The organism is Lentibacter sp., from assembly GCF_965657785.1.
Lineage (GTDB): Bacteria > Pseudomonadota > Alphaproteobacteria > Rhodobacterales > Rhodobacteraceae > Lentibacter.
In genome coordinates, this window is record NZ_CBFHPP010000008.1 from 1 (window position 1) to 24,240 (window position 24,240).

The window sequence follows — 24,240 nt, forward strand, 5'->3', positions numbered from 1 at the left end:
GAGCTTGACCGCTTGGAAAATGTCTATCGCGGCATTCTCAAAAACAACGGTGTTGAAAGCTTTGATGCGCGGGCCAAAGTGGTTGGTGCGCATGAGGTTGAGCTGTCTGACGGGACACGCAGAAGCGCCAAACACATTCTGCTCGCCATGGGCGGGCGGCCTGTGAAGCCTGATATGAAGGGCGCGGAGCACGCCATCACCTCAAACGAGATATTTCATCTGGAGCGCCTGCCCAAGAATATGCTGATCCTCGGGGGCGGCTACATCGCCTGTGAATTTGCAGGGATCATGAACGGGCTTGGTGTGGATGTGACGCAGTATTATCGCGGTGCGCAAATTTTGCGTGGCTTTGACGACGAAGCCCGCGGGCTCGTCTCTGAAGAGATGATCGAGAACGGTGTGAAGTTGCATCTTGGCACGAACATTCTTGAGATGGAGAAAGTGGATGGCGGTATCCGCGTGATTTCAACGAATGGACACGAGGAAGTCTTTGAGCAAGTCATGTTTGCCACGGGCCGTGCGCCCAACACAGAAGACATGGGCCTTGAGGCCGTTGGTGTGGAGCTGGGCCGCAATGGCAAGGTTTTGGTGGATGACTACAGCCAGACCAAAGTGCCAAGCATTTATGCCGTGGGCGATGTGACCGACCGTGTGAACCTGACGCCTGTGGCGATCCGTGAGGGCATGGCTTTTGTGGAGACGGTGTTTAACGGCAACCCGACAAAGCCTGACCACGACCTCATTCCCACCGCGATTTTCACGCAGCCAGAGATGGGCACTGTGGGGCTAAGCGAGGAAGAGGCCGCTGCGCAGGAGGCGATTGAAGTTTATTGTGCCTCGTTCAAGCCGATGCAGCAGAGCTTTGCGGGGCGCTCAAACCGTGTCTTGATGAAGCTGGTGGTGTCGCAAGCGAGCCGCAAGGTTCTGGGCTGTCATATTGTCGCGGCGGGCGCTGGCGAGATGATCCAGCTGGCGGGGATTGCTGTAAAGATGGGGGCAACAAAGGAAGACTTTGACCGCACCGTTGCGGTGCACCCGACGATGAGCGAAGAGCTTGTCACATTGAAAGAGCCTGTGCGGCGGTCTTAATCCTTACCAAAAGGGTTGAAATGGTGGCAGAGGCACACAAGTTAAGACATAGCGTCTTAAAGACTTTAAACAGAGGGGAAATCTGTAGATGGCAGGGAATTCTGGCGGCCCTTGGGGCGGCGGCGGAAACGATAACGGGGATAACGGGCGCGACCAGCGGCCAAACGGTGGGCGCAGGCCTCCGAGCGAAGAGCCTTCGCCGATCCCCGAAATCGATGAATTGATGAAAAAAGGCCAAGAGCAGTTGCGCGTCCTGATGGGCGGTCGTGGTGGCGGAAATGGTGGGAACCGTGGCGGCCAAAGCGGCGGTGACGGCCCCTCGCTCAACCGTGGCACCGTGGGCCTTGGCCTTCTGGTGGCTGTCGCGCTCTGGCTTTTCCAGAGCTTTTACACTGTGAAGCCTGAAGAACAGTCGGTTGAGCTGTTCCTTGGCGAATGCAACAGCCCCTGTGTGGGTGGACCGGGCCTTAACTTTGCCCCATGGCCTGTTGTGACAGCGGAAGTTATGCCTGTGACACGTGAAAACACCGAAGATATCGGTGGCGGCACAGGTGCGGACGCGGGCCTTATGCTGACGGGGGATGAAAACATCGTCGACATCGATTTCCAAGTTGTGTGGAACATCAATAACGCCGAAGAGTTCCTCTTTAACCTGCGGGAGCCTCAGGCCACCATTCGGGCTGTTTCGGAATCTGCGATGCGCGAGATTATCGCACAAAGCGAACTGGCTCCGATCCTCAACCGTGACCGTGGCCCGATTGCCGACCGTCTCAAGGATCTGATCCAGACCACGCTCGACAGCTACAGCAGTGGCGTGAACATCGTGCGTGTGAACTTTGACAAGGCTGATCCGCCCGAAGAAGTGAAACAGGCCTTCTTTGCTGTGCAATCTGCCGAGCAGGATCGTGACCGTCTTGAAAAGCAGGCTGATGCCTACGCCAACACCGTCCTTGCGGCGGCGCGCGGTGAATCTGCGCAGGTGCTTGAAGAGGCCGAAGCTTATCGCGCCCAAGTTGTTAACGAAGCACAGGGTGAAGCCAGCCGCTTTACCGCTGTTTTGAGCGAGTATTCCAAAGCCCCAGAAGTGACACGCAAGCGTCTCTATCTGGAAACGATGGAAGAAGTGCTTGGTAACGTTGATAAAATCATCCTCGATGGCAATGCGAGCGGGCAAGGGGGCGTTGTGCCTTATCTGCCGCTCAACGAGCTGCGCCGCAACACAACCACGCCAACAGGAGGGAGCAACTGATGCGCTCGACAACATATATCCTGCCAGTGATTGTGCTGGCGCTTGCCGGTTTGCTCTCGTCTATCTTCATTGTGGACGAGCGTGAAAAGGCTCTGGTTCTGCAATTCGGGCGCCTTGTAGATATCAAGGACGAGCCGGGTCTGGCGTTTAAGATCCCGCTGATTCAAGAGGTTATCCGCTATGACAACCGCATCCTGAGCCGCGATATTCCGCAACTTCAGGTGACACCGTCAGACGACCGCCGCCTTGAAGTGAACGCCTTTGCGCGCTACCGCATTACTGATGTGGAGCAGTTCCGTCAGGCGACAGGTGCGGGCGGCGATCAGGCCATAGAAGTGGCGGGCCGCCGGCTTGACTCGATCCTGCGTTCGGAAACGCGCGAAGTCTTGGGGACGGTGTCGTCCAACGACATCTTGAGTTCTGATCGTGCCGCGCTGATGCTGCGTATTCGCAACGGTGCGATTGCCGAAGCGCGGTCCTTGGGGATTGAAGTGATCGACGTGCGCCTCAAGCGCACTGACCTGCCCAACGCCAACCTCGCGGCGACATTCTCGCGGATGCAGGCCGAGCGGGAACGCGAAGCGGCAGACGAGATTGCCCGTGGTAATGAAGCGGCGCAGCGCGTGCGCGCGCAAGCCGACAGAACCCGTGTTGAAATCACCTCTGATGCCAACCGCCAAGCCGAGATCATCCGAGGCGAGGCCGATGCGCAACGCAACGCGATTTTTGCCGAGGCCTATGGTGCGGATCAGGAGTTCTTCGAGTTTTACCGCTCGCTCAACGCCTATCGCGGCGCGCTTACGGGCAACAACACAAGCATGGTCATGTCGCCTGACTCAGAGTTCTTCAACTATCTGAAGAACGAAAACGGCAACTGATGACGATTTGGGCAACTGCCCTTCTGGCCCTCGGGCTGGTGCTACTTCTGGAGGGGCTGGTCTATGTGCTGGCCCCTTCACTTATTGAGGAGATGTTGCGCGCGCTGCGGGCGCTGCCGCCAGAGGCGCGGCGCATGATTGGCGCGCTGATGATGGTGCTTGGGTTGCTTCTGGTCTGGGGAGGCAAGGCGCTTGGGGCCTGAGCTTTGGCATATTTCTGCCCCTTCACGCCTTGATCACGCGCGTTTGAGCGTCGGTGCGCAAGCTTGGCGTTGATAATGAAACATCCTAGTTTACATATATACGAGATTGAACCCGCGCCGCTTGGCGTGGAATGATCACACGAGATAAAGGAGCATCAGTGTGAGACAGGCAACAAAAGTTATTGCGATGAAGACGGCTGAGGCGGGCGTTGTGCGCGCGCTTTGGTTGATGATGCTGGCTGCGGGGCTTGTGATGGCGCAGGTCATTGCGGCGCAGGCGCGACCTGACAGTTTTGCTGACTTGGCCGACAAGGTCAGCCCTGCAGTGGTAAACATCACCACCTCAACGATGGTGGCACGCGGCACGGGGCCAGGGGCGATTGTGCCGGATGGCAGCCCGTTTGAGGACTTCTTCCGGGAGTTTCAGGACCGCAACGGACAGGGCAACCGCCCACGCCGTTCTTCGGCGCTTGGCTCGGGGTTTGTGATCTCCGAAGATGGCTACATCGTCACCAACAACCACGTGATTGAAGGCGCAGACGAGATCATCATCGAGTTTTTCGAAGGTGGAGAGCTGGAAGCCAAAGTGATCGGGACCGACCCGAAAACAGACATCGCACTTTTGAAAGTCGAGAGTGACACGCCGCTGGCCTTTGTGCCTTTTGGCAACTCAGACACCGCGCGTGTCGGCGACTGGGTCTTGGCTGTGGGCAACCCGCTTGGGCAGGGCTTCTCTGTTTCGGCGGGGATTGTCAGCCAGCGCAATCGCGCGCTGCAAGGCGCATATGACGACTACATCCAGACCGATGCGGCGATCAACCGTGGCAACTCGGGCGGGCCTCTTTTCAACATGGAGGGTGAAGTCGTGGGTGTAAACACCGCTATTCTCAGCCCCAATGGTGGCTCAATCGGGATCGGCTTTTCTATGGCGTCAAATGTGGTGACGCGCGTCGTCAACCAGTTGCGCGACTTTGGCGAGACGCGTCGGGGCTGGCTTGGTGTGCGGATTCAGGATGTGTCTGAGGATGTCGCCGAGGCGATTGGACTTGAGAAGACGGCTGGTGCGCTTGTGACAGATGTTCCTGACGGGCCTGCGAAAGACGCAGGGATGCTTTCGGGAGATGTGATCATGAGTTTTGATGGCGTTGATGTGGAAGATACACGCGGGCTTGTGCGCACGGTGGGCAATGCCGATGTGGGCAAAACCGTTCGGGTGGTTGTGTTTCGCGAGGGCAAGACCCAGACGCTGAAGATTACGCTTGGCCGCCGCGAAGACGCCGAAGGCAGTGGTGCGCCCATGGAAGAGGACGCAGGTGATCAGGGCGAGGTTCAGGAACTGGAGATGATGGGCCTCAAGCTTGCGCCACTGACGGACGATCTGCGCGAGCAGCTTGAGCTTGGATCGGATGCCAACGGTTTGGTTGTCACCGATGTGGACGAAGCCGCCGAGGCCTTTGAGAAAGGCTTGCGCGCCGGTGATGTGATCACCGAGGCAGGGCAGCAAAAGATTGCGACAGCGGCGGAGCTTCAGGCACAAGTCGAAGCGGCGAAAGAGGCTGGGCGAAAGTCTCTGCTCTTGCTCGTGCGCCGCGCGGGTGAGCCACGGTTTGTGGCGCTGACGCTGGAGTAAGCTTCACGCTTTAAACAAAAGGCGGCCGCCCGAGAGATTGGGCGGCCGCTTTTTTGTTTGCAGAGCTCAGGCTGCGCGTCGGTTGAGCGCGACGGATCCAAGCACCATATCGGTGAGGCCTTGGCCGCGTTCTTGGGAGGCCATAAAAATAACAGAGACAAATTGTGCGAGGGGGAACATCCAAGACAATGTGTAGCCGAGCGTGTGGAGGAGCGCATCCGACAGGGCAAATCTGGCGCCTTGGCGATTGCGAAACTCAATCGCTGTGACGCGCATCCCGAGTGTGGCGGAGCCATTGGCAAGGCAGATCACGCGGTAGGCGAAATTGACCAAGAAACCCAGTAGGGGCAGAAAGAAAAGCCCCGTGAAGGCTGTAAACGGCAAGATCAACACAACGAGAATAACGATAACGACTGTATCAATCGCCCATGATATCAACCGCTTGAGCGGCACGTCGGCGTAAAATTCTGGCTGGTAATGCGGGTCGGGCAACTCAAAGCTTTGGCTGTTCATCATATCCTCGTGAAAACGGTCTTGGCCCTCATGATAGGAGGGCCAAGCGGGGTTTGTTAGGCTTTTTCTGTCGCGCGCTCTTCGCCGGCGGTGTGAGCCTCGGCGCGTTCGTCCATGAACTGGTCAAACTCGGCCTTGTCTTTGGCATCGCGCAAGCGCTCTAGGAAGGCTTCAAAACTATGCTGTTCTTCTTGAAGGCGGCGCAGCGTTTCTTCTTTGTAAGCGTCAAAAGCTGTGTTGCCAGAGGCGCGTGTGGCTGTGAAGCGTGTATGGCGCTTGCCTCGGCCTTTACGACAAGACCCTGAGCCAAGGCGCTTGGTTGTGATCATGTAAAACAAGAGCGCGAGGCCAATGGGCCAGAATGCGATAAAGCTGAGGACCATAGCGGCGATCCAAGCGCCCTTACCTTTGTCATCAAGCCAAGCCTCGGCGCGGGCAAACCACCCTTGGGAGGGGGAAGAATAGGGAACGGCCTGTGTCATAGTTAAATCTCCTTACGGGTTGGTGTCTGAATGTGAATGTCGTTCACATTCCTAATATTGGTATTTGCTCAGCATCCCGCAAGGCGCTATGTTAATATAGTTTACATTTATTATTTTTGTGTATAAAAATCAGATAGTTGCGCTTTAGATTTTTCCAAGAGACGGGCAGGTGTGAGGCTGAAGACATGGTGTGGCGTGCCTGCTGCGGCCCAAATGAGGGCGAAATCCATCAGGCGTAGGTCAAAAAAGCTTCGGATCGCGGCCTTGTGTGCGAGCGGAGAAACACCGCCGATAGCAAAGCCTGTTTGGGCACGCACGAGTGCCGCGTCGGCACGCCCGAGAGGTTCGCCTGCGAGGGCTGCAGCCTTGTGTTCGCAGACCTGATTGCCACCAGCCGTAACAAACAGAAGAGCCTCGCCTGTGGTTTGGCCCTGAAAGATGATCGACTTTGCGATTTGATCGACCTCAACGCCGAGTTCGGCGGCGGCTTGCTGCGCGGTTTTGGCCTCGCCTGTTTCGCGGATTTCTGTCGCTTCCCCTTCAAGAGCCGCGCTCACGCGTTTGAGACTTTTTGACATGGTTCGGCTCCTCTTCGCGATTGACGCGGACTTCGACGCAGCGCATCTTCAGGCATGGGATTTGCACAGAAAATCACCCGCCTGCCAAGGGCTTATGACGCAGAGCGCGGCGCGGAGGGGCGCGCGCTTTTTGGAGGTGTGGGCGGTGATCTGGCCAAGCTTGTCGAGGGGGCGGCAGGGTGCAGCCCCTATCTGCTCTCTCTGATGGCGCGCGAAGCGGCTTGGATGACGGCCGCTTTTGATGCGCCTGAGGCTGCGCTTGAGGCCGAGTTCGCACGGCTTCACGAGGTTGGCGCACCCGATTTGCCAAGTGAATTGCGCCGTGCAAAGAAGCGTGTGGCTCTTTTGACAGGGCTGGCCGATCTTGGTGGCGTCTGGGCGCTGGAAGAGGTCACGGGCGCACTGACAAATTTTGCTGATCTCTCGGTCCAGTTGAGTTTGCGCGCCACTTTAGGCGCAGAAATACGGCGCGGCAAATTGCCTGGTATGGATATGGACGATCTTGAGACACTTGGGGGTATGTTTGTGCTCTCGATGGGCAAGATGGGCGCATATGAGTTGAACTATTCGTCCGATATCGACCTAATTTGCCTCTTTGATGAGACCCGCTTTGAGCGCGATGACTTCTTTGAAGCGCGCAAGGCCTTTATCAAGGCGACACGTGGCATGAGTGCTATGCTCAATGACCGCACCGCAGAGGGCTATGTCTTTCGCACCGATCTGAGGCTGCGCCCTGATCCTGCTGTGACGCCTGTGTGCATGGCTGCGGACGCAGCAGAAAGCTATTATGAGAGCCTCGGGCGCACATGGGAGCGCGCCGCCTATATCAAGGCGCGCTGCGGGGCGGGCGACATGGCCGCCGGTGAGGCCTTTTTGGAAACGCTGCGCCCGTTTGTCTGGCGCAAGCATCTTGATTTTGCCGCGATTGAAGATGCGCATAATATGCGGCTGCGCATTCGTGAGCATAAGGGGCTTGGCGGCAAAATCGACCTGATGGGCCACAATATGAAGCTCGGGCGCGGGGGGATTCGCGAGATTGAGTTTTTCACCCAGACCCGCCAACTTATTTCGGGTGGCCGCGACACTGATTTGCGCCTGCGTGGCACTGTGCCCGCACTTGGGGTTTTGGCGCAAAAAGGCTGGGTTCCTGAGGATGTGGCCGAGACACTGGCGCGCCATTACCGCGCACATCGCGATGTCGAACACCGTGTGCAAATGATCGCGGATCAGCAGACCCATTTGTTGCCGACAACAGGCGAAGGTATGGAGCAGCTGGCCGCCTTTATGGGCCGAGAGCGCGCCGCTCTTGAACGCGAGTTGACGGAACGGCTTGACGAGGTGCACGCGCTGACCGAGGGCTTTTTTGCGCCAGATGCTGTTGCGCCTGTGCCTGAGATGCCCGAGCTGGACGGCGAAGTGATCAGCCGTTGGCCGAGCTATGCAGCGCTCAGGTCAGAGCGGGGGACGCAAATTTTCAATCGTCTGAAACCGGATATTTTGCGCGCTTTGGCGAAGTCTGCCGATCCGCATGGTGCGCTCTTGGCGTTTGATGGTTTTTTGGCTGGTTTGCCAGCTGGCGTGCAGCTTTTTTCGCTCTTTGAAGCCAACCCGCAACTTGTGAACCTAATTGTGGATATTGCCGGTACGGCGCCCGCGCTCGCACAACACCTCAGTCGCAATGCTGGGGTGTTTGATGCCGTGATTGGTGGAGATTTCTTTGCCGATTGGAAAGGGGCGGGTGTTCTCTCGGCGGAGCTTGCGGCGCTTTTGTCGGCAGAGCGGGACTACGAGCGCAAGCTTGATGTTGCGCGGCGTTTTAAGAAGGAATGGCATTTTCGGATCGGCGTGCATTTTTTGCGCGGCTTGACGGGGGCTGATGAGGCCGGCGGGCAATATGCCGAGCTTGCCGAAGCTGTTTTGCGCGCGCTTTGGCCAGATGTTGTTGCGCAGTTTGCAGAAAAGCATGGTCCGCCCCCAGGCAAGGGCGCGACAGTGATTGGTATGGGGTCGCTCGGGGCCGGACGGCTTACAAGCGCGTCTGATCTTGATATTATTGTGATATATGACCCTGAAGAGGCGGAGATGTCAGAGGGCCGCCGCCCGCTGGCGACGCGGCCCTATTATGCGAGGCTCACGCAGGCGTTGGTCACGGCTGTGAGTGCGCCAATGGCGGAAGGGCGGCTTTATGAGCTTGATATGCGTCTGCGCCCGTCTGGGAACCAAGGCCCTGTCGCCACAAGCTGGCCAGCGTTTAAGGCCTATCAGGAGGGTGAAGCCTGGCTCTGGGAACATCTTGCACTGGTGCGGGCGCGTCCGATTTGTGGGCTGGAGAGCTTGGGGCAAGATTTTGTTGCCTTTCGCAAACAGCTTTTGGCCGAAAAGGGCCAAGATCATGGGCGCAGTGTAACAGGGGTCTCTGAAATGCGCGTCAAGATCGCGGCCGCCAAGGCTCCGAGCGGACCGTGGGACGCAAAAAACGGCGCAGGACGTTTGCAGGACATCGAGCTGTTTTCACAGATGGGAGCGCTCGTGGGTGGGGTTTCAAGCCTGCGGGTGCAAGCCGGCGTAAAGGGGCTTGTGAGGGCTGGGTTGATTGACAAGGCACAAAGCGAGAGTTTGATGCGGGCTTATCGACTCTTCTGGGCGCTCAATCTTACGACGCGCTTCCTGTCTGACATTCCGTTTGACGCAGCGACGGCGGGCGAGGGGCCAACCGAGCTTGTGCTGCGTGAGACTGGGGCGAAAGACCTTGCCTCTTTGCAGGCGGAGTTGCAAAGCTGTGCCGCAACGGCGGCAAAAGTAATTGAGGCCAATCTTAAGGGAGCGGACGATGAAGGGTGATATTTACGATCCCAAAGCTTTGATACGGGAAGCTTATAATATCGAAGGCATTACGGCGTCTGAATGCCGTTCGATCTTTCTGGATTGGGCGCTGAGCCTGCCTGACGAGCTTGATCAAAGAGAGACGATTGCCTTGCTTTTGGCGCGCCATACCTGCGAGGGTCACCCCATGAACACAGTATTGGAAGAGGGGCTTGCCTCACAGGACCGCCCGCGCCGACGCGGCGGATGGCAAGCGCGACGCCTCTGATTTTCAAATAAAATCAGGACTCTCATCTGAGTGTGGCGCAGTGGATACACCCGTTCGTGCCAAGCAATAACCTATAATCTGCCTTAAAGTTGTCCTATTGCCCTCCCATTCTCCATCTCAAGTATTTGAGCGGGCACACGCCCCAGGAGGACAAAATGAAACCTATCAAAGCAGCACTTGTTGTCGCTATGGGCCTGAGTGTTTCTGGCTGTGCGACTATGGATGTCGCCACCCGAAATGCGCCCTTTATGGGCGGTAAAGAGCAACAATTTTACAACCAGCCTTTGGCTGTGCAGGGCATTACTGTAAATGTATCACAGGATCTGCGCGTGTCTGAGGCCGAAGTCTTTTACCCTGTTGCGGATATTGTCTGGCGCGGTGATCTGCGCGGTGACCGGTATGAGCAAGTCGGCGCTATCTTTGAAGCCAGCGCTAAAGCCGCAACGCAGGATTTCACGCAGGGGCAATCTGCCATTGTCGAGATTGATGTCTTGCGCTTTCATAGTGTGACCAACAGGGCGCGCTATAGTATTGGCGGCAATCACTCGATAACGTTCATGCTGAGTGTCGTTGATCCTGCGACGGGCCTTGAGCTTATGCCATCTCGTAAAATCAAAACTGATTTGAAAGCGTTTGGCGGAGAAGAGGCCGCAGCAGCAGATGCGCGCGGAGAGACGCAGAAAAAACGGGTGAGCGTCCATCTGACGCGCGTTATTCGCAAAGAACTTTCAGCCACAGCCGCGCCTGAAGAGAGCGTGAGCCGCAATCAGCAGATCACAACCTCTTTGGCGCCAGAAGCATCTTTTGATCGCCTCTACTAAGGCTTTCACAACCTTGGAAAAGTGATGTAAGGGGGCTGTATGACACAGCTCCCTTATTCCGTTATCCGCCTCAAACCCAAAGCAGACGCGCGCAAGATTCGTCATGGCGCGCCTTGGGTGTTTGACAATGAACTCGTGCTAGACCGCCGCACCAAAGCTATCGCCAAGGGCGAGATTGTGCTTTTGGAAGACGCGGATCGCGCGCCTCTGGGGCTGGTTGGCTTCAATGCCGAGAGCCGTATTTCAGGGCGTATGCTGGAACGCAATGTAAACGCTGTGATTGATGCTGAATGGTTTGCTGGCAAGCTGCTCCGCGCGCTTGATATGCGCGAGCGCCTTTATGACGAGCCGTTTTATCGCCTTGTTCACGCCGAGGCCGATGGGCTTCCTGGTGTAGTGATTGACCGCTTTGGCGATACTGTGGTGTTGCAGCCCAATGCGGCTTGGGCCGAGATGAAGCTCGACGCGCTGTGCGAGGCCCTGCTCGGGCTTGGCGGGATCACAACCATACTGAAAAACGCCGCCGGCCGCGCCCGTGGCTTGGAAGGTTTGGACGATGTGAGCGCTGTTCTGGCGGGCGCGGCCCCAAGTGGTCCTGTGCCAGTCAAAATGAACGGTGCGACCTATATGGCCGACCTGACGGGCGGCCAAAAAACAGGGATCTTTTTTGATCAGCGCGACAATCAGGCTTTTGCCGCGAAGCTGAGCCAAGGCGCTGATGTGCTTGATGTTTTTTCTCATGTTGGCGGGTTTGGCCTTGCTGCTTTGGCGGGGGGGGCGACGCGCGCTCTGGCTGTGGACGGATCAGCGGCTGCGCTTGAGTTGGCCACTGAGGGCGCGAAGGCCTCAGGCGTGGCCGAGCGCTTTGAAACACGTGTTTCAGATGCGTTCGACGCGCTTGTGGCCTTGGCGGAAGAGGGGCGCAAGTTTGACGTCGTGATCTGTGATCCGCCGGCGTTTGCACCCTCAAAAAAGGCCCTTGATGCAGGGCTGCGCGCTTATGAGCGGATTGCGCGGCTGGCTGCGGCTTTGGTGAAGGACGGCGGCTATCTGGGCCTCTGTTCTTGCTCTCATGCCGCCGATCTGAGCAAGTTTCGCGCCGCCTCAAGCCGTGGCATTGGCCGAGCGGGGCGCACGAGCCAGCTCATCCATACGGGCTTTGCAGGGCCTGACCATCCTTTGATGCCGCAGCTGGCGGAAAGTGGCTATCTCAAAGCGTTGTTTTACCGCCTGTGAAGCTGCTGCTTGACACTTGTGTGCTGTACCCGACTGTGATGCGCGAAATGCTGCTTGGCGTGGCGGACGCGGGGGCGTTCGAGCCTTTGTGGTCTGCCGAAATTGAGGGCGAGTGGGCGCATACTGCCGAGAAACACGAGGCTGGGGCACGGGCCTTTGCCGAGGGCGAAATTGCGCTGCTCAACGCCCGTTGGCCGAACGCGCGGGTGCGCTATGGCGAGGGGCTGAAGGCGCGACTTTGGCTGCCTGATCAAAACGATATTCATGTGCTTGCGGCGGCGGTCGCAGGGTCGGCAGATGCGATTATCACACTGAATAAAAAAGACTTTCCTGCTCAAATCCTAGCGGAAGAAGGTTTGAGCCTGATGGACCCTGACGCCTATTTGCGTGGGCTTTGGGCGGCGCAACCCGAGCTGGTATCGTCTGTGGCGGAGCGGATTTTGGCGAAGGCCTCTGCGCTGTCTGGGCGCAGGTGGGAGATGCGCGGCCTGCTCAAGAAGGCCCGCTTGCCGCGCCTTGCGAAAGCCTTGTCTTAGGCCTTCTGCCAGCGTCTCTCGAGGGCGCGGATCGCTTGTATACGCTCTTCTGTTTTGGGGTGGCTCAAGAGCCATGCGGGCGGGCGGCCTGCAACGGCGCCTGTGAGGCTCTCCAGCTTGTGAAACAGCGCGATTTGGGGCGTGACGCCAAAGCCTGCCTTGGTCATCAAGGCGGCGGCGTATTCGTCGGCCTCGTATTCGTCAGAGCGCGAGAGGCGGGCGGCGAGCAGGCTTGTGGCGAAATTGGCGAGCCAGAAGCCGATCACGGGTATGAAGCGCGAGAGCACCGCGCCGAGGGCCATGCGCATGGCATTTTGACCGGAAAAGTCGATCATACGACGGCGGGAGTGGCCGAGGGCGACATGGCCCAGCTCGTGGGCGATCACGCTGGCCAACTCTTCTGCGGAGACTTCTCGCGAGCGAAATTTCTCATAAAATCCGCGTGTTATGAAGATGCGCCCGTCTGGCGCGGCGAGGCCGTTGACCGGCTCGATCTCATAGAGATGAACCCGAACACGCGGGATGCCGAGGGCCACGGCGAGGCGCTCAAGGACGGGCTGGAAGGCCGGATCGGCCAGCTCTGTGGACTTTGCATCCAGCGCTTTCAGTGTGTTGCGCACGGAAAACCGGTAGACGACATAGCCGTAGAGGAGCGGCAGGAGAAGAGGCAGAAGCTTGGTCATCTCTCAGATATGGGGGCTTTGAGGCGGCCACGCAACGGGCATTTTACTGGGGCCGCGAAAGGCCCAGCCTGTGAAGGGCACGGGGCCTGTGAGGCGCAGATCGGGGCAGGAGGCAAAGAGCTTGGGCAGGGCAACCTCGGTGATCAGCGAACGGGCCACGGCCGCGCCGCCGCAGAAATGGGGGCCTGCTCCAAAAGGGATGCTTGGGCCGGTATTGCGTTTGATATCAAACACTTCAGGGGCCTCAAAATAGGCTTCGTCGTGACCTGCGGAGGAGAACATGAAGAAAATGCGCTCGCCTTTTTTGAACTCGATCCCATTGATGATCTCGTCTTTTGCGACCTCGCGGGGGGACATCCCGATGGGGGAAATCCAGCGCAGATATTCGTCAAACACCTCGCCCCATGTGGCCGCTCCCGCCTTGACCAGATCAAGTTGATCGGGGTGGGTGAGTAAGGCCCAGACCGCGCCAGCGATGGCGTCGCGCGGCTCGTTTTGGCCGCCGGAGATGATCAGTTTGATGTTGGCGCGGATGGAGGCCATCGGCAAGCCTGCCTCAATCATCACGCAAAGTGCTGATTTGTTTGGGTTTTTCGCGTGAATCGGGAGCATCTCGTCGATGTGGTGGTCGATTGAGGCGGTGCAATCGTGGCAGTTTGCTTCAATCTCAGGCTTGCCTGCATAGTTGGCGCAGCCGTCGATCATGCCTTGGCTGACGCGGTCAAGCTCGGCGGCCTCCATGTTTGTGAGGCCTGTGACGCGCTTCAATGTTTCGGCAGAGAGGACCATGGCATAGTCGCGCACCAGATCGCAGTTTCCATTTTTAGCTATACTTTTCAGTAACTTATCGGCCATTTCTTCGATTTGGGGCAGCCAGATGTCGCGCATGGTGCGCGGGCTGAGGGCGGGAAAGAGCGCGCGGCGCTCCAGCAGATGTGCTTCGCCATCTTTGCGCATCAGGTTCTCGCTCATGAGCCTCGTCATCAGACCTTCGGGTTGCTTTGACGAAAAAATCTCGATGCGTTTTTCTTGGGTGAAAATGTCATCGCGGCGTGTGAAGAGCGTAGCATTTAATTCGGGCACAAAGGTTATCGGAGCGTGCGCACGCATCTGCGCCAGATCTGGATAGGGATCGGCGGCGAATCGGGCGGGGTCTATATGCGTGACAGGGGCTGTGCTCATGGGGCAAGGTTAGGCGCGGGGCCAGATTCGGGCCAGCGGATATTTCTGGGGGCGTGAATGCAACAGTTTGACTTGGACCAAGGCTACGGCGGGGCGGCGAAGCTCGGCCTTATTGTGCTCTCGACGGATGAGACGCTGGAGAACGAAGCGCGCCACGTGCTCGCGGGGCGCGATGTGAGCCTTGTTCATGCACGTATCAAGGCGGAGGCGGATGTGACGCCTGAGGCCTTGAAAATGATGGAAAAAAGGCTTCCCGAGGTGGCGCAGCTCCTGCCTGAAGGGCTAAAGGCGGTGGGCTATGCCTGCACCTCGGCGAGCACGGTGATTGGCCCTCAGCGGGTGGCGGAGCTTGTGCGGCAAAGCCATCCTGACGCCGCGGTGAGCGACCCGATCACGGCGGTGATGGCGGGGCTTCACGCGCTCAAGGCCAAGCGGATCGGCTTTGTCAGCCCCTATGTGAAGGACGTCACAGCACCGATGCGCGCCCTTTTGGCGCAAAACGGCTTTGAGGCTGTGAGCGAAGTCAGCTTTGAGGAAAGCGAGGACAAAAAAGTCGCGCGCATCAGCGAGAAAAGCACGCTGGAAGCCATTGAAAGTGCTGCGAAAACATCTGACTGCGACGCTGTTTTTGCGAGCTGCACAAACCTGCGCAGCTTTGGCATTCTGGAGGAGGCCGAGCACCGCGCGGGCTGCCCTGTGATTTCGTCCAATCAAGCGCTTTTGTGGCATTTGCTCAAGCTTGCGGGCCTTCATGCCGAGGGCTGGGGGCCAGGCGCGCTTAACAAACTCTAAAGGCCGCGCCCCGCAGAGTTAACGGCGGCAAAATCCGCCGATTCGGGGGGGGTGACAAGCGTGCACCGACCGTGCACCTCCCGTGCACCGCCTGACTCCGCTAAAAGTTAACAGAAATTAAGTTAATCAAGCGCGCGGTGCAGCGCTTAGAGAAGCTCACGCATGGCGGCTGTGATGCCATCAAGGGTCATCGGGTGCATCCTGTTTTCAAAGATCTCCTGAATCATCCCGATCGAATGGGTGTAGCCCCAGTATTTCTCGGGCACAGGATTGATCCAGACGGTGTTGGGCCAGTGTTCGCGGGTGCGCTCAAGCCAGACCTGACCTGACTCGGCATTCCAATGCTCGTTGGCCCCGCCGGGGTAGGCGACCTCATAGGGCGACATCGAGGCATCGCCCACAAAGATACATTTGTAGTCCGCGCCATAGGTGCGCAAAACCTCCCATGTGGGGGTTTGGGCGTCCCAGCGGCGGGCATTGTCTTTCCAGACGCCTTCATAGAGGCAGTTGTGAAAGTAGAAATGCTCGAAATGTTTGAACTCTGACTTGGCGGCAGAAAACAGCTCTTCGACCATCTTGATATGAGGGTCCATCGAGCCGCCGATATCGAGAAAAAGCAGGACTTTGACAGCGTTGCGCCGCTCGGGGCGGGTTTTGACATCGAGATAGCCATGCTCGGCGGTGGCGCGGATGGTGCCATCAAGGTCAAGCTCGTCTTGCGCGCCATCGCGCGCCCAGCGGCGCAGGCGCTTGAGCGCGACTTTGATGTTGCGGGTGCCAAGCTCGATGTCGCCATCAAGGTTTTTGAACTCGCGTTTGTCCCAGACTTTGACGGCGCTTTTGTGGCGGCTCTCGCTCTGGCCAATGCGCACGCCCTCGGGATTGTAGCCATAGGCCCCGAAAGGCGAGGTGCCTGCGGTTCCGATCCACTTGTTGCCGCCTTGGTGGCGGCCTTCCTGCTCTTTGAGGCGTTCTTTCAATGTTTCCATGAGCTTGTCAAAGCCGCCTAAGCTTTCTATCTCGGCGCGCTCTTCTGCGCTCAGATGCTTTTCGGCAAGCTTTTTGAGCCATTCTGTGGGGATATCGACCGCATTTAAGGCATCACTTAAAGAAATGCCTTCAAGCCCTTTGAATGTATGGGAAAAAGCGCGATCAAATCGGTCTATGTGGCGCTCGTCTTTGACCATGGAGGTGCGGGCCAGATAATAGAAACCCTCGATATCATAGGTCACAAGACCCGCTTTGACGGCCTCAAGGAAGGTCAGATATTCGCGCAGGGAGACGGGGATGCCTGCTTCTCGAAGGTTTTCAAAGAAGGGCAGAAACATTTCAGGCCTCAGATGAGCCGTAAGATGAGAATGTTGAGGAAGAGCGCAACAAGCGCCACCATAACGCCGATCACGGCGGCGTGCTGGACCATATCCAGACGGTTGCCGCCTTTGTTCCGTGCGATCAGGACGCCCATCAAGGCACCAATCAAAAATCCGAATGTTACAATCATTTGGTCTTACCCGCGTTGGCCTCGTCGCGGAGAGAGCATTGATATTTCGCGCATTTTGGCGCGCACGGCCCACTCCGAACCAAATCCGTAACGCGCCCAGCCCAAACTGTCCAGTCGAACGTGCTGTGCTTCTGACGAGCGCCCTGTCAGTTCGAGGGCTTCGGCGCGCAGGAGCATCAAGGTGCTCAGGAGGGCGGCGTTTTCATGCTCTTTGGCGATATGCATGGCCGGATTGACAAGGGTCAGGGCGCGCACGCCATTGCCTTGGCTGACCGCATGGGAGGCGAGCTGGGAGGCGACATAGGCGCGGTGAAGCGTTGTGGCGCGGGAGTTTGAGTAAAACTGGTCGGCGGCCTGAAACTGCTTGAGCGCCTCTTCGGGATCAGACAAGAGCGCGATGCGGCCCATGGCGTAATGGGCAAAGGCGCGGCGGTGATCCTGCCAGCCGAAGGCCCGTGCGATATCGAGGGCTTTGGCGGCGGCTTTGCGACGCTGGGGCATCGAGGCGCCGGGGCCAAGGGCGGTCTGGACGGCGGCGATATAGCTGCGCGGGGTGGGGGCTGTGCGCTCGGGGCTGCGGTTTTCGCCAGCGGGATTGAGGCGGGCGAGCACCCCAGGGAGCACCGAGGCGACCTGTCGTTTGCTCATGCCTGTGCGCAGCTCGGGGGCATAATAGGCGCGCAGAACGAGCATATCAAAGCCTGTCAGGACGGTGTGCATATTGTCGTCGTTGAAGACCGAGTCGGGCAGGCGGTAAAGGTCATTCAAGGGGCCGATGGCTTGGGCCAACTCTTCGTGCAGACAATCGCGGACCTCTTGCGGGCTGGCGTCATTGGGCACGAAAACGGCGAGCTTGTCGCGCTGGCGCAGCTGGGCCCAATTGGTCTTGGGGCTGCGGCGGGCGGCCTTATATTCGGAAATGTCGGAGATATTGGGCACCACAAAGCACGCCGCATGGGGCAGGTTTTTGCGGATGTCGGCGCGGCTCACGGCTTGGACTGTGATATTGGCGTCGGGGGCGTTTGTCAGGCTGACGTTGAGGTGGGCCTCGCTTTGGAAGCGGTAGACGAGGCGGGTCAGATCGGGGAGGAGCGTGGCGGGCGGAGCGCCTGTGACGCGGATGCTGATCGGGCCTTCAAAACGGGTGAGCACGGGCAGCTCGCGGCCTGATTCAAGGCTGAAGCTCAGCTCGAGGATGTCGCGGGCGATATCCACATTGGAGCGCGTCGGGGCCGCGACAGAGGAGGTGGCAAAGGATTTGAGCGGCGGCAGGCCAAGGGCGCTTTCTTGAACAAAGCCGCGCGAGGGGGTGTCGGCCATATTGCCGGGCATACAGCCAACGAGGGTGAGGCACATGGGCAGGAGAAGCTTGCGCATCAGGTGGCCACCCCCATCAGGGGGGCAAGGCGAGCGAGGCCAGAGGCGCTTTGGCCTGTGGTGAGGGCTGCACAAGGCGCATCGAGACGCGCGGCGGGAGCCAGCTCTTTCTGTTCCATGGTCAGCTTCTGCCTTCAAATTTATCGTTGAGCAGACTTTCGCGGCTCTTCCTGTCTTCCTTAAGGATGAAATGGGGCAAAAAAGTGACAATTTGTCTTAACTGGGAAAGACCTATAGATAGCGCGGAAAGCCTATGAAAATCAACAGGTTCGGGTGGGGCGTTTTCGCAACACTGCTTGCGGGGCCGGTTTCTTAGGCCTTCCAGCGCCGGTGAATCCAGAACCACTGGCCAAGATTGTCGCGCACAAGCTCCTCGAGCTGGTGGTTGACATCCTGCGTCATGGTCTTGGGATCAGAGGGCACAATCGGGGCTTGGGCAATGATTTCAAAATCCAGCCCATTGGCCTGACGCACCGCATAAACCGGGATCAGCGCGGCGTTATATTTGAGCGCCAGCTCGGCTGTGATCATTGAGGTCATCGCCGGTTTGCCAAAGAAATCAAGCTCTTCGCCGCCAAAGCTGTTGATGTCGGTCAGAATGCCGAGCACGCCGCCTGCGCGCAGATGTTTGACGAGCTGCTTCATGCCAGAGGGGCCTTGGCGAAACATCGGCTCGCCAATGGCAGAGATGGCGCGGACGTAATGGGCATTGAAGTAAGGGTTGCGCATTGCGCGGTAGAGCGCGCCCATATTGTGACCGCGGGCAATCAGGCTGGCGCGCACGGCGTCATAATTGCCAAAGTGGCCTGTGACCAAAATAACGGGGCGGCCAGTGGCGCGTGCCTCTTGCAGGGCGGTAAGGCCCGGCCCTGTGACGGGGGCGCGGGCGGCGCGGGATTTGAACGATTCGCCTGAATAAATCTCGATCAGGGTGCGCCCCGCATTGTCAGGCACGGCGCGGCAGATCTGGCGGACCTCGTCCTCGGGCAAATCGGGCATGACATGGGCCAGATTGCTGCGCACGCGCGCACTCCAGCCTGCGAGGGGGGCCAGCAGGCGCGACACGATCCAGCCGACCACAGGCACACGCCAGCGATAGGGCAGCACGAGGCCAAGGCCGATCAGCCCGCGAAACAGCAGGTTGCTGACAAAGTAGCCGGCGCGTTTGCGCAGGGGGAGCGGGGCGGCGGGCATGGGCGTTTAGCTTTTTGTTTTTCCAAAGGTCTCGCGGTGCCAGACATAAATGCCTGCTGTCGCAATCACAAGCGCGCCAAGGGCTGTGAAGAGGTCTGGGCTGTCGGAGAAGACAAAATAGCCATAGCAGATGGCAAAGAGGATGCCTGCATAAGAGAAGGGGGCGAGCATGGCGGCCTCGCCTTCCATGAGCGCGCGAATAAGCGCGAGCTGCCCCAATGTGGCGCAAAGCGTGATCCCGACCACAAGCGGCGCATCGGCCCATGCGAGGGGCTGCCAGAACTGTGGCAAGGCCAGTGTGAGCACGACGGCGCCGAAAAGGGCGGTGTAAAACAGCGAGGTCCATGCGTTTTCATCGCGCCCCACAAAGCGGGTTGTGAGGGCATAGGCCGAATAGCAGACCGCCGCCGCAAGCGGCAGTAGGGCAAAAGGCGAGAAGACATCAGAGCCGGGGCGGATGACGAGCAGCGCGCCGAGCATGGCAGCGGCAATCGCAAGGGCGCGGCGCAGGCCGAAGCGCTCGCCCAGAAACAGGGCTGCGCCAAGGGTGATGAAAATCGGATTGGTGGACATGACCGAGGCGGCCTCGGCCAGCCCGATGTTTGAGATCCCAAAGAAGAAAAAGCTTGTGGCGCAGAGGAGAAAGACCGAGCGCGCGAGCTGGAGCTTGGGGTAGCGGGTGCGGATGATCTGGGAGAACTTGGGGGCGATCAGCGCCGTGACAAAGAGGGTCTGGCCCAAGTAGCGCACCCAGAGGGTTGTCATGGTTCCGACCCGCTCGGAGAGCAGCTTTGCCATCATATCCATGGTGGAAAAGCAGAAAATCGCTGCCAGCATGAGCAGGATGGCTTTGGTTGTGGAGGATTTGGCTTTGGAAGAGAGGGGCATGGGCTGTCCTGCCGAAAATTCATTCGCAGGTTAACGAGTTTGTCACGCGAGGGAAAGCGCTTATGCCGTCACAGGTTCGGGTGTTGGTTAGCTCTCGCTGTCGTCCTCTTCTTCTTCGACAATCAGCTGCAACTCGCCAGTGGCCGTGAGGTTGCCAATACCGGCAATGACCGCATTCATGGCGGCTTCGCCGTCTTTGGCCTTGATGGCGGATTTTTCGGCGATTTCTTCGCGCAGGCCTTCGGCCATACGTTTTGAAATATTGGTCAGGATGAACTCGGCACTGCTGTGCAGCGCCTCATCGCCGCTTTTGGTGGCATAGGCGAGGGCGGTGAGCATTGTGTCGGCGTCAATGTCGCGGGTGAGTTTGGGCACATCAACGGGGCCGACACGGGCGGGGATATGGACGAAGGTAAAGATGGCTTTTTGCAAGCGCTGCCCGAAGACGGCGTCATCCTCGGCGAGGCCTGCGAGCAGGCTGTCGCGCATCTCGGAATTGGCGATGTTGAGGATCGCGCCAAGGCGCTCGACGGGGTCGTCCTCAAAGGCGCGGGGCGGCTCATGCTCGAATTGCGCGGCAAGGGAGAGGCCGATCCTGTCGACGGCGTCGGGGGTAACCTGACCTGTGAGGGAGACGGCATAGCTTATTTTGCGCGCCTCGGGGCCAGGGAGCTTGCCGAGAAGCTCGGCCGCTTTGGCGACGGGGAGCTTGGAGAGGAGCACGGCGGCGACCTCTGTGCTTTCCTGTTCGAGCAGGGGGAGGAGCTTGTCCGGCTCAAGCGCGCGGATGCGCTCCCACGGATCGCCGATCTGGCGCACGCCCGCCTCTTTGCGCAGGCGCGCGGCGGTCTGGGGCGAGATACGCCCTTCGAGCGACTGGAGCGCCTCGGCAAGGCCTGCGGGGAAGACAAGGCCCATGGCCTCGATTTCGCGGGCGAACTCGGCGAGGACATCGGCCAGCGTTTCGCGGTTGATAAAGCCCATCTCGCCAATCGCTTCTGTCAGGGTGCGCTGGCTCGTATCGGAGAGGCGCTCGAGCGGAACATCGGCGCCCTCCTTGAGCAGAAAGCGCACAATGATTGCGGCCTTTTGGGCGGGCGTGAGCGCGGGCGTCTGACGAGAGGGGATAACACTGCCGAGGGGCTGCAAAACGGACATGGGGCTTCCTGTGGACTTCTTATTGGACCTGTGAAGACCCTAGAGCGAAGCCCCTAAGAAAGCCTTTCGCCGCCTGCGAAGGAGGCCGGCGGCGAGAGGTTTTGTGCCAAGGTTTTGTGCAAACTTTGGCTAAAATACTGTTTAGTTTTTCAGCGCTTTAGCTGCTGATCAGCGGCACGCAGGCGCCTGTCTGGGCGTCATAGCTCTGGCCTTCAGCGCAGCTCATCGCTTGGTCGTGACCGCGCGAGCACTCGGCCGAGGCCAAGGAGGCGCTCAGGATAAAGGCGGTTGTGAGTAAGAGTTTGGTCATGTGCTATCCTCTCTTGTGGCTGAGGAGAGGATAGCACAGGTCGGGCTTGTGACCTAATCACGCGTTTTTGAACACCCGCGCAAAGATCGTGTCGACGTGTTTGGTGTGATACTCCATGTCGAACTTGGCTTTGATGCCCTCCTCGCCGAGGGCGGCGACGACTTCGGCGTCGGCCAGGAGAAGCTCTTGGAAATCAAGCCGTTCTTCCCAGACTTTGAGCGCGTTGCGCTGCACCATGGAGTAGGCATCCTCGCGCGATACGCCCGCTTGGGTGAGGGCGAGAAGCACGCGCTGGGACATCACGAGGCCCGGGAATTTGTTCATGTTGTCGAGCATATTCTCGGGGAAGATCAGCATTTTCTCGATCACGCCGGTGAGGCGGGCGAGGGCAAAATCAAGGGTGATGGTTGTGTCGGGACCAATGGCGCGCTCGACAGAGGAGTGCGAAATGTCGCGCTCGTGCCAGAGGGCGACATTTTCCATGGCGGGCACCACAGACATCCGCACAAGGCGCGCAAGCCCTGTGAGATTTTCGGTCAGGACCGGATTTTTCTTGTGAGGCATCGCGGAGGAGCCTTTCTGGCCCATGGAGAAGAACTCGGCCCCCTCCAGAACTTCGGTGCGCTGCATATGGCGGATTTCGATGGCGACATTCTCTATGCTTGAGGCGATCACGCCGAGGACCGCAAAGAACATGGCGTGGCGGTCACGCGGGATCACCTGCGTGCTGATCGGCTCTGGCGTGAGGCCGAGCTGGGCGCAAACGTGCTCTTCAACCCGTGGATCGATATTGGCGAAGGTGCCGACCGCGCCCGAGATCGCGCCTGTGGCGATGTCTTCACGCACGGCGCGCAGACGGGACAGGTTGCGATCCATTTCGGCGTAAAAGCGGGCAAATGTGAGGCCCATGGTGGTTGGTTCGGCGTGAATCCCGTGGCTGCGGCCAACGCGGACTGTCATTTTATGCTCCATGGCCCGTGTTTTGAGCGCGGTGAGCAGCTTTTCCATATCGGCAATCAGGATATCGGCGGCGCGCACGAGTTGCACATTGAGGCAGGTGTCCAGCACATCCGAGCTTGTCATGCCTTGGTGCACAAAGCGGGCCTCGTCAGAGCCGACGTGCTCGGCGAGGTGGGTCAGAAAGGCAATCACATCATGCTTTGTCACGGCCTCGATCTCGTCAATGCGGGCGACATCAAACTCGACATCCTTGGCCTTCCAGACGGCCTCGGCATTTTCGCGCGGGATCACCCCCAGATCGGCCATGGCGTCACAGGCGTGGGCCTCGATTTCATACCAGATTTTGAATTTGGTCGCGGCGGACCAGATGGAGACCATTTCGGGGCGGGAGTAACGCTCGATCATTGGGATGCCTTCGCTGTTGCGGGTTGCGGGTTGGGTTGCGCTGCTCATAGACTGGGGGGGGCTTAACCTCAAGTCAGGACAGGGGATCTGGGACGGATATGAGACGCTTTGCTCAAGATCAGAGGCTGATATGCGCGTTTTGAGCGATTTTACGGGGCGTTGGGCACTGTCGCGGCGGATTGTGCCTGCACAGGGGGCCGAGGCGCGCTTTGAGGGTATGGCGGCGTGGACGGCTGCGGGCGCCTATGAGGAGCGCGGGCTTTTGCGCGTTGCGGGCCAGCCGCCGATGCAGGCGGAGCGGCGCTACCGCTGGGCCGCGGATCTGAGCGTTTATTTTGAGGACGGGCGGTTTTTTCATCAGGTGCCGCCCGAGGGCGGGGCCACGGGGCATTGGTGTGATCCTGATCAATATGATGTGGTCTATGATTTTGCCGATTGGCCCCGCTGGCAGGTGCGCTGGGCCGTGCTTGGGCCTCGCAAAAATTATGAAATGATTTCGCATTATTCTCGGGAATAAGCGGTTCTGACTTGCGAAAAAGGCTTCGCTGGTGCAGAAATTGCACAAACAAATGGAGGGACGTGGAATGACCACTGCCATGACGAACAAAGTTTTGATTGAAACATTCGGGGCCACCAGCGGCTTGGGCCTTCTGGCCAAGCGCGTTGTCCTTGTGATTGCGGGTGTGATGGCGCTGGCGATTTCGGCCAAGATTGCTGTGCCGATGTGGCCTGTGCCGATCACCATGGGCACATTTGCTGTGCTCGCGCTTGGCGCGGCTTATGGGCCACGCCTCGGGCTGGCGACGATTGCGACCTATATGCTTGTCGGCGTCATGGGCTTTGATGTCTTTGCCGGATCCTCGGCGGAAAGCTATGGCCTTGCCTATATGATGGGCAGCACAGGCGGCTATCTTGTGGGCTATGTGCTGGCGACCGTGGCGCTGGGCGTTCTGGCACGCATGGGCTGGGACCGTTCGGCGGGCAAAATGGCCGGTGCGATGCTGATTGGCAATGCGCTGATCTATGTGCCCGGTCTTATCGGCCTTGGTCTGCTTTACGGCTTTGACAAGCCGCTCCTCGCCTGGGGCCTCACGCCCTTCCTGATCGGCGATGCGGTGAAGCTTGTTCTGGCGGCGATGATCCTGCCGGCGGCCTGGAAGCTTGTGGGCCGCGCGCGCGGCTAAAGAGAGACAGCGACAGTTTGAAAGGGCGCGGCGGAGAGATCTGGCGCGCTCTTTTTTGTGTCGGATCAGCGCTCTGCGCCGATCCGAGTGAGGCGAGGGGGCTGTGCCCCCTCGCGCTCCCCCCTTAGATATTTGCGAGAGGGCTTTGCCCCCTCGCGCTCCCCTCGATATTTGCGAGAGGGCTTCGCCCCCTCGCGCTCCCCCAGGATATTTTTAGAAAGAGGAAGACGGGAGGCGCGCGGTTGTTTGCACGGTGGTGTGTCCTGTGGTGTGTCCTGTGGTGTGTTCTGTGGTGGCAAC

26 protein-coding genes are annotated in these 24,240 nt (G+C 58.8%); 13 read left to right on the plus strand and 13 right to left on the minus strand.

Features of this window, described 5'->3' with window-relative positions:
• The 5 genes from ACTF58_RS06590 to ACTF58_RS06610 form a co-directional block, all read left to right on the plus strand.
• Positions 1-1,089, plus strand: a 1,089-nt coding sequence (locus ACTF58_RS06590; protein ID WP_438991183.1) for an FAD-dependent oxidoreductase, incomplete at its 5' end; no start/stop codon positions are given.
• Between the two features lie 88 nt (positions 1,090-1,177).
• Positions 1,178-2,338: an FtsH protease activity modulator HflK gene (gene hflK / locus ACTF58_RS06595; protein ID WP_438991184.1), complete on the plus strand. Its 1,161-nt coding sequence runs from the start codon at positions 1,178-1,180 to the stop codon at positions 2,336-2,338.
• A complete protein-coding gene (gene hflC, locus ACTF58_RS06600; protein ID WP_089889640.1) occupies positions 2,338-3,216 on the plus strand; it encodes a protease modulator HflC in 879 nt (292 codons plus the stop codon). Before hflK ends, hflC begins: the two co-directional genes overlap by 1 nt.
• Positions 3,216-3,419 (plus strand): DUF2065 family protein, encoded by a 204-nt coding sequence (locus ACTF58_RS06605; protein WP_438991185.1) that lies wholly within the window; start codon positions 3,216-3,218, stop codon positions 3,417-3,419. Before hflC ends, ACTF58_RS06605 begins: the two co-directional genes overlap by 1 nt.
• A 187-nt stretch (positions 3,420-3,606) precedes the next feature.
• Positions 3,607-5,049 carry a Do family serine endopeptidase gene (locus tag ACTF58_RS06610; protein ID WP_438991277.1) on the plus strand — a complete coding sequence of 481 codons (1,443 nt, stop codon included), beginning with the start codon at positions 3,607-3,609 and terminating at the stop codon, positions 5,047-5,049.
• 66 nt (positions 5,050-5,115) lie between these two features.
• On the opposite strand, the gene ACTF58_RS06615 is transcribed toward ACTF58_RS06610, so the two are convergent.
• From ACTF58_RS06615 to ACTF58_RS06625, 3 genes are all read right to left on the minus strand, one after another.
• On the minus strand, positions 5,116-5,565 hold the full coding sequence (locus tag ACTF58_RS06615; RefSeq protein WP_438991186.1) for an RDD family protein: 450 nt from the start codon (positions 5,563-5,565) through the stop codon (positions 5,116-5,118).
• Between the two features lie 53 nt (positions 5,566-5,618).
• Complete coding sequence (locus tag ACTF58_RS06620) at positions 5,619-6,044, minus strand: DUF2852 domain-containing protein (protein WP_438991187.1); 426 nt, start codon at positions 6,042-6,044, stop codon at positions 5,619-5,621.
• Between the two features lie 110 nt (positions 6,045-6,154).
• Positions 6,155-6,622 carry a YbaK/EbsC family protein gene (locus ACTF58_RS06625; protein WP_438991188.1) on the minus strand — a complete coding sequence of 156 codons (468 nt, stop codon included), beginning with the start codon at positions 6,620-6,622 and terminating at the stop codon, positions 6,155-6,157.
• A 54-nt stretch (positions 6,623-6,676) separates the two neighbouring features.
• On the opposite strand from ACTF58_RS06625, the gene ACTF58_RS06630 reads away from it, so the two are divergent.
• The 5 genes from ACTF58_RS06630 (at position 6,677) to ACTF58_RS06650 (ending at position 12,306) form a co-directional block, all read left to right on the plus strand.
• Positions 6,677-9,463: a bifunctional [glutamine synthetase] adenylyltransferase/[glutamine synthetase]-adenylyl-L-tyrosine phosphorylase gene (locus ACTF58_RS06630; RefSeq protein ID WP_438991189.1), complete on the plus strand. Its 2,787-nt coding sequence runs from the start codon at positions 6,677-6,679 to the stop codon at positions 9,461-9,463.
• Positions 9,453-9,713, plus strand: coding sequence for a hypothetical protein (locus ACTF58_RS06635; RefSeq protein WP_438991190.1), 261 nt, complete (start codon positions 9,453-9,455; stop codon positions 9,711-9,713). The genes ACTF58_RS06630 and ACTF58_RS06635 overlap by 11 nt, the downstream gene beginning before the upstream one ends.
• A gap of 155 nt (positions 9,714-9,868) precedes the next feature.
• Positions 9,869-10,534, plus strand: a complete 666-nt coding sequence (locus tag ACTF58_RS06640; RefSeq protein ID WP_438991191.1) for a DUF6778 family protein — start codon at positions 9,869-9,871, stop codon at positions 10,532-10,534.
• Between the two features lie 39 nt (positions 10,535-10,573).
• The gene (locus tag ACTF58_RS06645) at positions 10,574-11,770 is read left to right on the plus strand and encodes an RSP_2647 family RNA methyltransferase (RefSeq protein WP_438991192.1); all 1,197 of its coding nucleotides are present in this window, start codon (positions 10,574-10,576) and stop codon (positions 11,768-11,770) included.
• Positions 11,767-12,306: an RSP_2648 family PIN domain-containing protein gene (locus tag ACTF58_RS06650; RefSeq protein WP_438991193.1), complete on the plus strand. Its 540-nt coding sequence runs from the start codon at positions 11,767-11,769 to the stop codon at positions 12,304-12,306. Before ACTF58_RS06645 ends, ACTF58_RS06650 begins: the two co-directional genes overlap by 4 nt.
• Here ACTF58_RS06650 and ACTF58_RS06655 read toward each other — a convergent pair.
• Together ACTF58_RS06655 and ACTF58_RS06660 are read right to left on the minus strand one after the other, a co-directional pair.
• Entirely contained in the window at positions 12,303-12,989 is a 687-nt protein-coding gene (locus tag ACTF58_RS06655; RefSeq protein WP_438991194.1) for a M48 family metallopeptidase, read from the minus strand. The genes ACTF58_RS06650 and ACTF58_RS06655 overlap by 4 nt on opposite strands.
• A gap of 3 nt (positions 12,990-12,992) precedes the next feature.
• Entirely contained in the window at positions 12,993-14,171 is a 1,179-nt protein-coding gene (locus ACTF58_RS06660; RefSeq protein ID WP_438991195.1) for a cytochrome P450, read from the minus strand.
• A gap of 57 nt (positions 14,172-14,228) precedes the next feature.
• Here ACTF58_RS06660 and ACTF58_RS06665 point away from each other — a divergent pair, with 57 nt between their 5' ends.
• Positions 14,229-14,963, plus strand: coding sequence for a maleate cis-trans isomerase family protein (locus ACTF58_RS06665; protein WP_438991196.1), 735 nt, complete (start codon positions 14,229-14,231; stop codon positions 14,961-14,963).
• A gap of 146 nt (positions 14,964-15,109) precedes the next feature.
• On the opposite strand, the gene ACTF58_RS06670 is transcribed toward ACTF58_RS06665, so the two are convergent.
• The 8 genes from ACTF58_RS06670 to purB form a co-directional block, all read right to left on the minus strand.
• Entirely contained in the window at positions 15,110-16,291 is a 1,182-nt protein-coding gene (locus ACTF58_RS06670; RefSeq protein WP_438991197.1) for a vWA domain-containing protein, read from the minus strand.
• An 8-nt stretch (positions 16,292-16,299) separates the two neighbouring features.
• Positions 16,300-16,464, minus strand: a complete 165-nt coding sequence (locus ACTF58_RS06675) for a hypothetical protein (RefSeq protein ID WP_438991198.1) — start codon at positions 16,462-16,464, stop codon at positions 16,300-16,302.
• Between the two features lie 6 nt (positions 16,465-16,470).
• Positions 16,471-17,841, minus strand: coding sequence for a DUF2927 domain-containing protein (locus tag ACTF58_RS06680; RefSeq protein WP_438991199.1), 1,371 nt, complete (start codon positions 17,839-17,841; stop codon positions 16,471-16,473).
• A gap of 312 nt (positions 17,842-18,153) precedes the next feature.
• A complete protein-coding gene (locus ACTF58_RS06685) occupies positions 18,154-19,035 on the minus strand; it encodes a lysophospholipid acyltransferase family protein (RefSeq protein ID WP_438991200.1) in 882 nt (293 codons plus the stop codon).
• A gap of 6 nt (positions 19,036-19,041) precedes the next feature.
• Positions 19,042-19,923 (minus strand): DMT family transporter, encoded by an 882-nt coding sequence (locus tag ACTF58_RS06690; RefSeq protein ID WP_438991201.1) that lies wholly within the window; start codon positions 19,921-19,923, stop codon positions 19,042-19,044.
• A gap of 87 nt (positions 19,924-20,010) precedes the next feature.
• Complete coding sequence (locus ACTF58_RS06695; protein WP_438991202.1) at positions 20,011-21,081, minus strand: flagellar motor switch protein FliG; 1,071 nt, start codon at positions 21,079-21,081, stop codon at positions 20,011-20,013.
• 157 nt (positions 21,082-21,238) lie between these two features.
• On the minus strand, positions 21,239-21,391 hold the full coding sequence (locus ACTF58_RS06700) for a hypothetical protein (protein ID WP_438991203.1): 153 nt from the start codon (positions 21,389-21,391) through the stop codon (positions 21,239-21,241).
• A gap of 57 nt (positions 21,392-21,448) precedes the next feature.
• Positions 21,449-22,756 carry an adenylosuccinate lyase gene (gene purB, locus ACTF58_RS06705; protein ID WP_438991278.1) on the minus strand — a complete coding sequence of 436 codons (1,308 nt, stop codon included), beginning with the start codon at positions 22,754-22,756 and terminating at the stop codon, positions 21,449-21,451.
• A 130-nt stretch (positions 22,757-22,886) separates the two neighbouring features.
• Here purB and ACTF58_RS06710 point away from each other — a divergent pair, with 130 nt between their 5' ends.
• Entirely contained in the window at positions 22,887-23,273 is a 387-nt protein-coding gene (locus tag ACTF58_RS06710) for a DUF6314 family protein (RefSeq protein ID WP_438991204.1), read from the plus strand.
• A 67-nt stretch (positions 23,274-23,340) separates the two neighbouring features.
• A complete protein-coding gene (locus ACTF58_RS06715) occupies positions 23,341-23,940 on the plus strand; it encodes a biotin transporter BioY (protein WP_438991205.1) in 600 nt (199 codons plus the stop codon).
• Positions 23,941-24,240: the final 300 nt, after the last annotated feature.

Coding starts and splice junctions, on each gene's coding strand:
- hflK (WP_438991184.1), top strand. CDS start 1,178: ATGGCAGGGAATTCTGGCGGCCCTTGGGGCGGCGGCGGAAACGATAAC.
- hflC (WP_089889640.1), top strand. CDS start 2,338: ATGCGCTCGACAACATATATCCTGCCAGTGATTGTGCTGGCGCTTGCC.
- ACTF58_RS06605 (WP_438991185.1), top strand. CDS start 3,216: ATGACGATTTGGGCAACTGCCCTTCTGGCCCTCGGGCTGGTGCTACTT.
- ACTF58_RS06610 (WP_438991277.1), top strand. CDS start 3,607: ATGAAGACGGCTGAGGCGGGCGTTGTGCGCGCGCTTTGGTTGATGATG.
- ACTF58_RS06615 (WP_438991186.1), bottom strand. CDS start 5,565: ATGATGAACAGCCAAAGCTTTGAGTTGCCCGACCCGCATTACCAGCCA.
- ACTF58_RS06620 (WP_438991187.1), bottom strand. CDS start 6,044: ATGACACAGGCCGTTCCCTATTCTTCCCCCTCCCAAGGGTGGTTTGCC.
- ACTF58_RS06625 (WP_438991188.1), bottom strand. CDS start 6,622: ATGTCAAAAAGTCTCAAACGCGTGAGCGCGGCTCTTGAAGGGGAAGCG.
- ACTF58_RS06630 (WP_438991189.1), top strand. CDS start 6,677: ATGGGATTTGCACAGAAAATCACCCGCCTGCCAAGGGCTTATGACGCA.
- ACTF58_RS06635 (WP_438991190.1), top strand. CDS start 9,453: ATGAAGGGTGATATTTACGATCCCAAAGCTTTGATACGGGAAGCTTAT.
- ACTF58_RS06640 (WP_438991191.1), top strand. CDS start 9,869: ATGAAACCTATCAAAGCAGCACTTGTTGTCGCTATGGGCCTGAGTGTT.
- ACTF58_RS06645 (WP_438991192.1), top strand. CDS start 10,574: ATGACACAGCTCCCTTATTCCGTTATCCGCCTCAAACCCAAAGCAGAC.
- ACTF58_RS06655 (WP_438991194.1), bottom strand. CDS start 12,989: ATGACCAAGCTTCTGCCTCTTCTCCTGCCGCTCCTCTACGGCTATGTC.
- ACTF58_RS06660 (WP_438991195.1), bottom strand. CDS start 14,171: ATGAGCACAGCCCCTGTCACGCATATAGACCCCGCCCGATTCGCCGCC.
- ACTF58_RS06665 (WP_438991196.1), top strand. CDS start 14,229: ATGCAACAGTTTGACTTGGACCAAGGCTACGGCGGGGCGGCGAAGCTC.
- ACTF58_RS06670 (WP_438991197.1), bottom strand. CDS start 16,291: ATGTTTCTGCCCTTCTTTGAAAACCTTCGAGAAGCAGGCATCCCCGTC.
- ACTF58_RS06675 (WP_438991198.1), bottom strand. CDS start 16,464: ATGATTGTAACATTCGGATTTTTGATTGGTGCCTTGATGGGCGTCCTG.
- ACTF58_RS06680 (WP_438991199.1), bottom strand. CDS start 17,841: ATGCGCAAGCTTCTCCTGCCCATGTGCCTCACCCTCGTTGGCTGTATG.
- ACTF58_RS06685 (WP_438991200.1), bottom strand. CDS start 19,035: ATGCCCGCCGCCCCGCTCCCCCTGCGCAAACGCGCCGGCTACTTTGTC.
- ACTF58_RS06690 (WP_438991201.1), bottom strand. CDS start 19,923: ATGCCCCTCTCTTCCAAAGCCAAATCCTCCACAACCAAAGCCATCCTG.
- ACTF58_RS06695 (WP_438991202.1), bottom strand. CDS start 21,081: ATGTCCGTTTTGCAGCCCCTCGGCAGTGTTATCCCCTCTCGTCAGACG.
- ACTF58_RS06700 (WP_438991203.1), bottom strand. CDS start 21,391: ATGACCAAACTCTTACTCACAACCGCCTTTATCCTGAGCGCCTCCTTG.
- purB (WP_438991278.1), bottom strand. CDS start 22,756: ATGATCGAGCGTTACTCCCGCCCCGAAATGGTCTCCATCTGGTCCGCC.
- ACTF58_RS06710 (WP_438991204.1), top strand. CDS start 22,887: ATGCGCGTTTTGAGCGATTTTACGGGGCGTTGGGCACTGTCGCGGCGG.
- ACTF58_RS06715 (WP_438991205.1), top strand. CDS start 23,341: ATGACCACTGCCATGACGAACAAAGTTTTGATTGAAACATTCGGGGCC.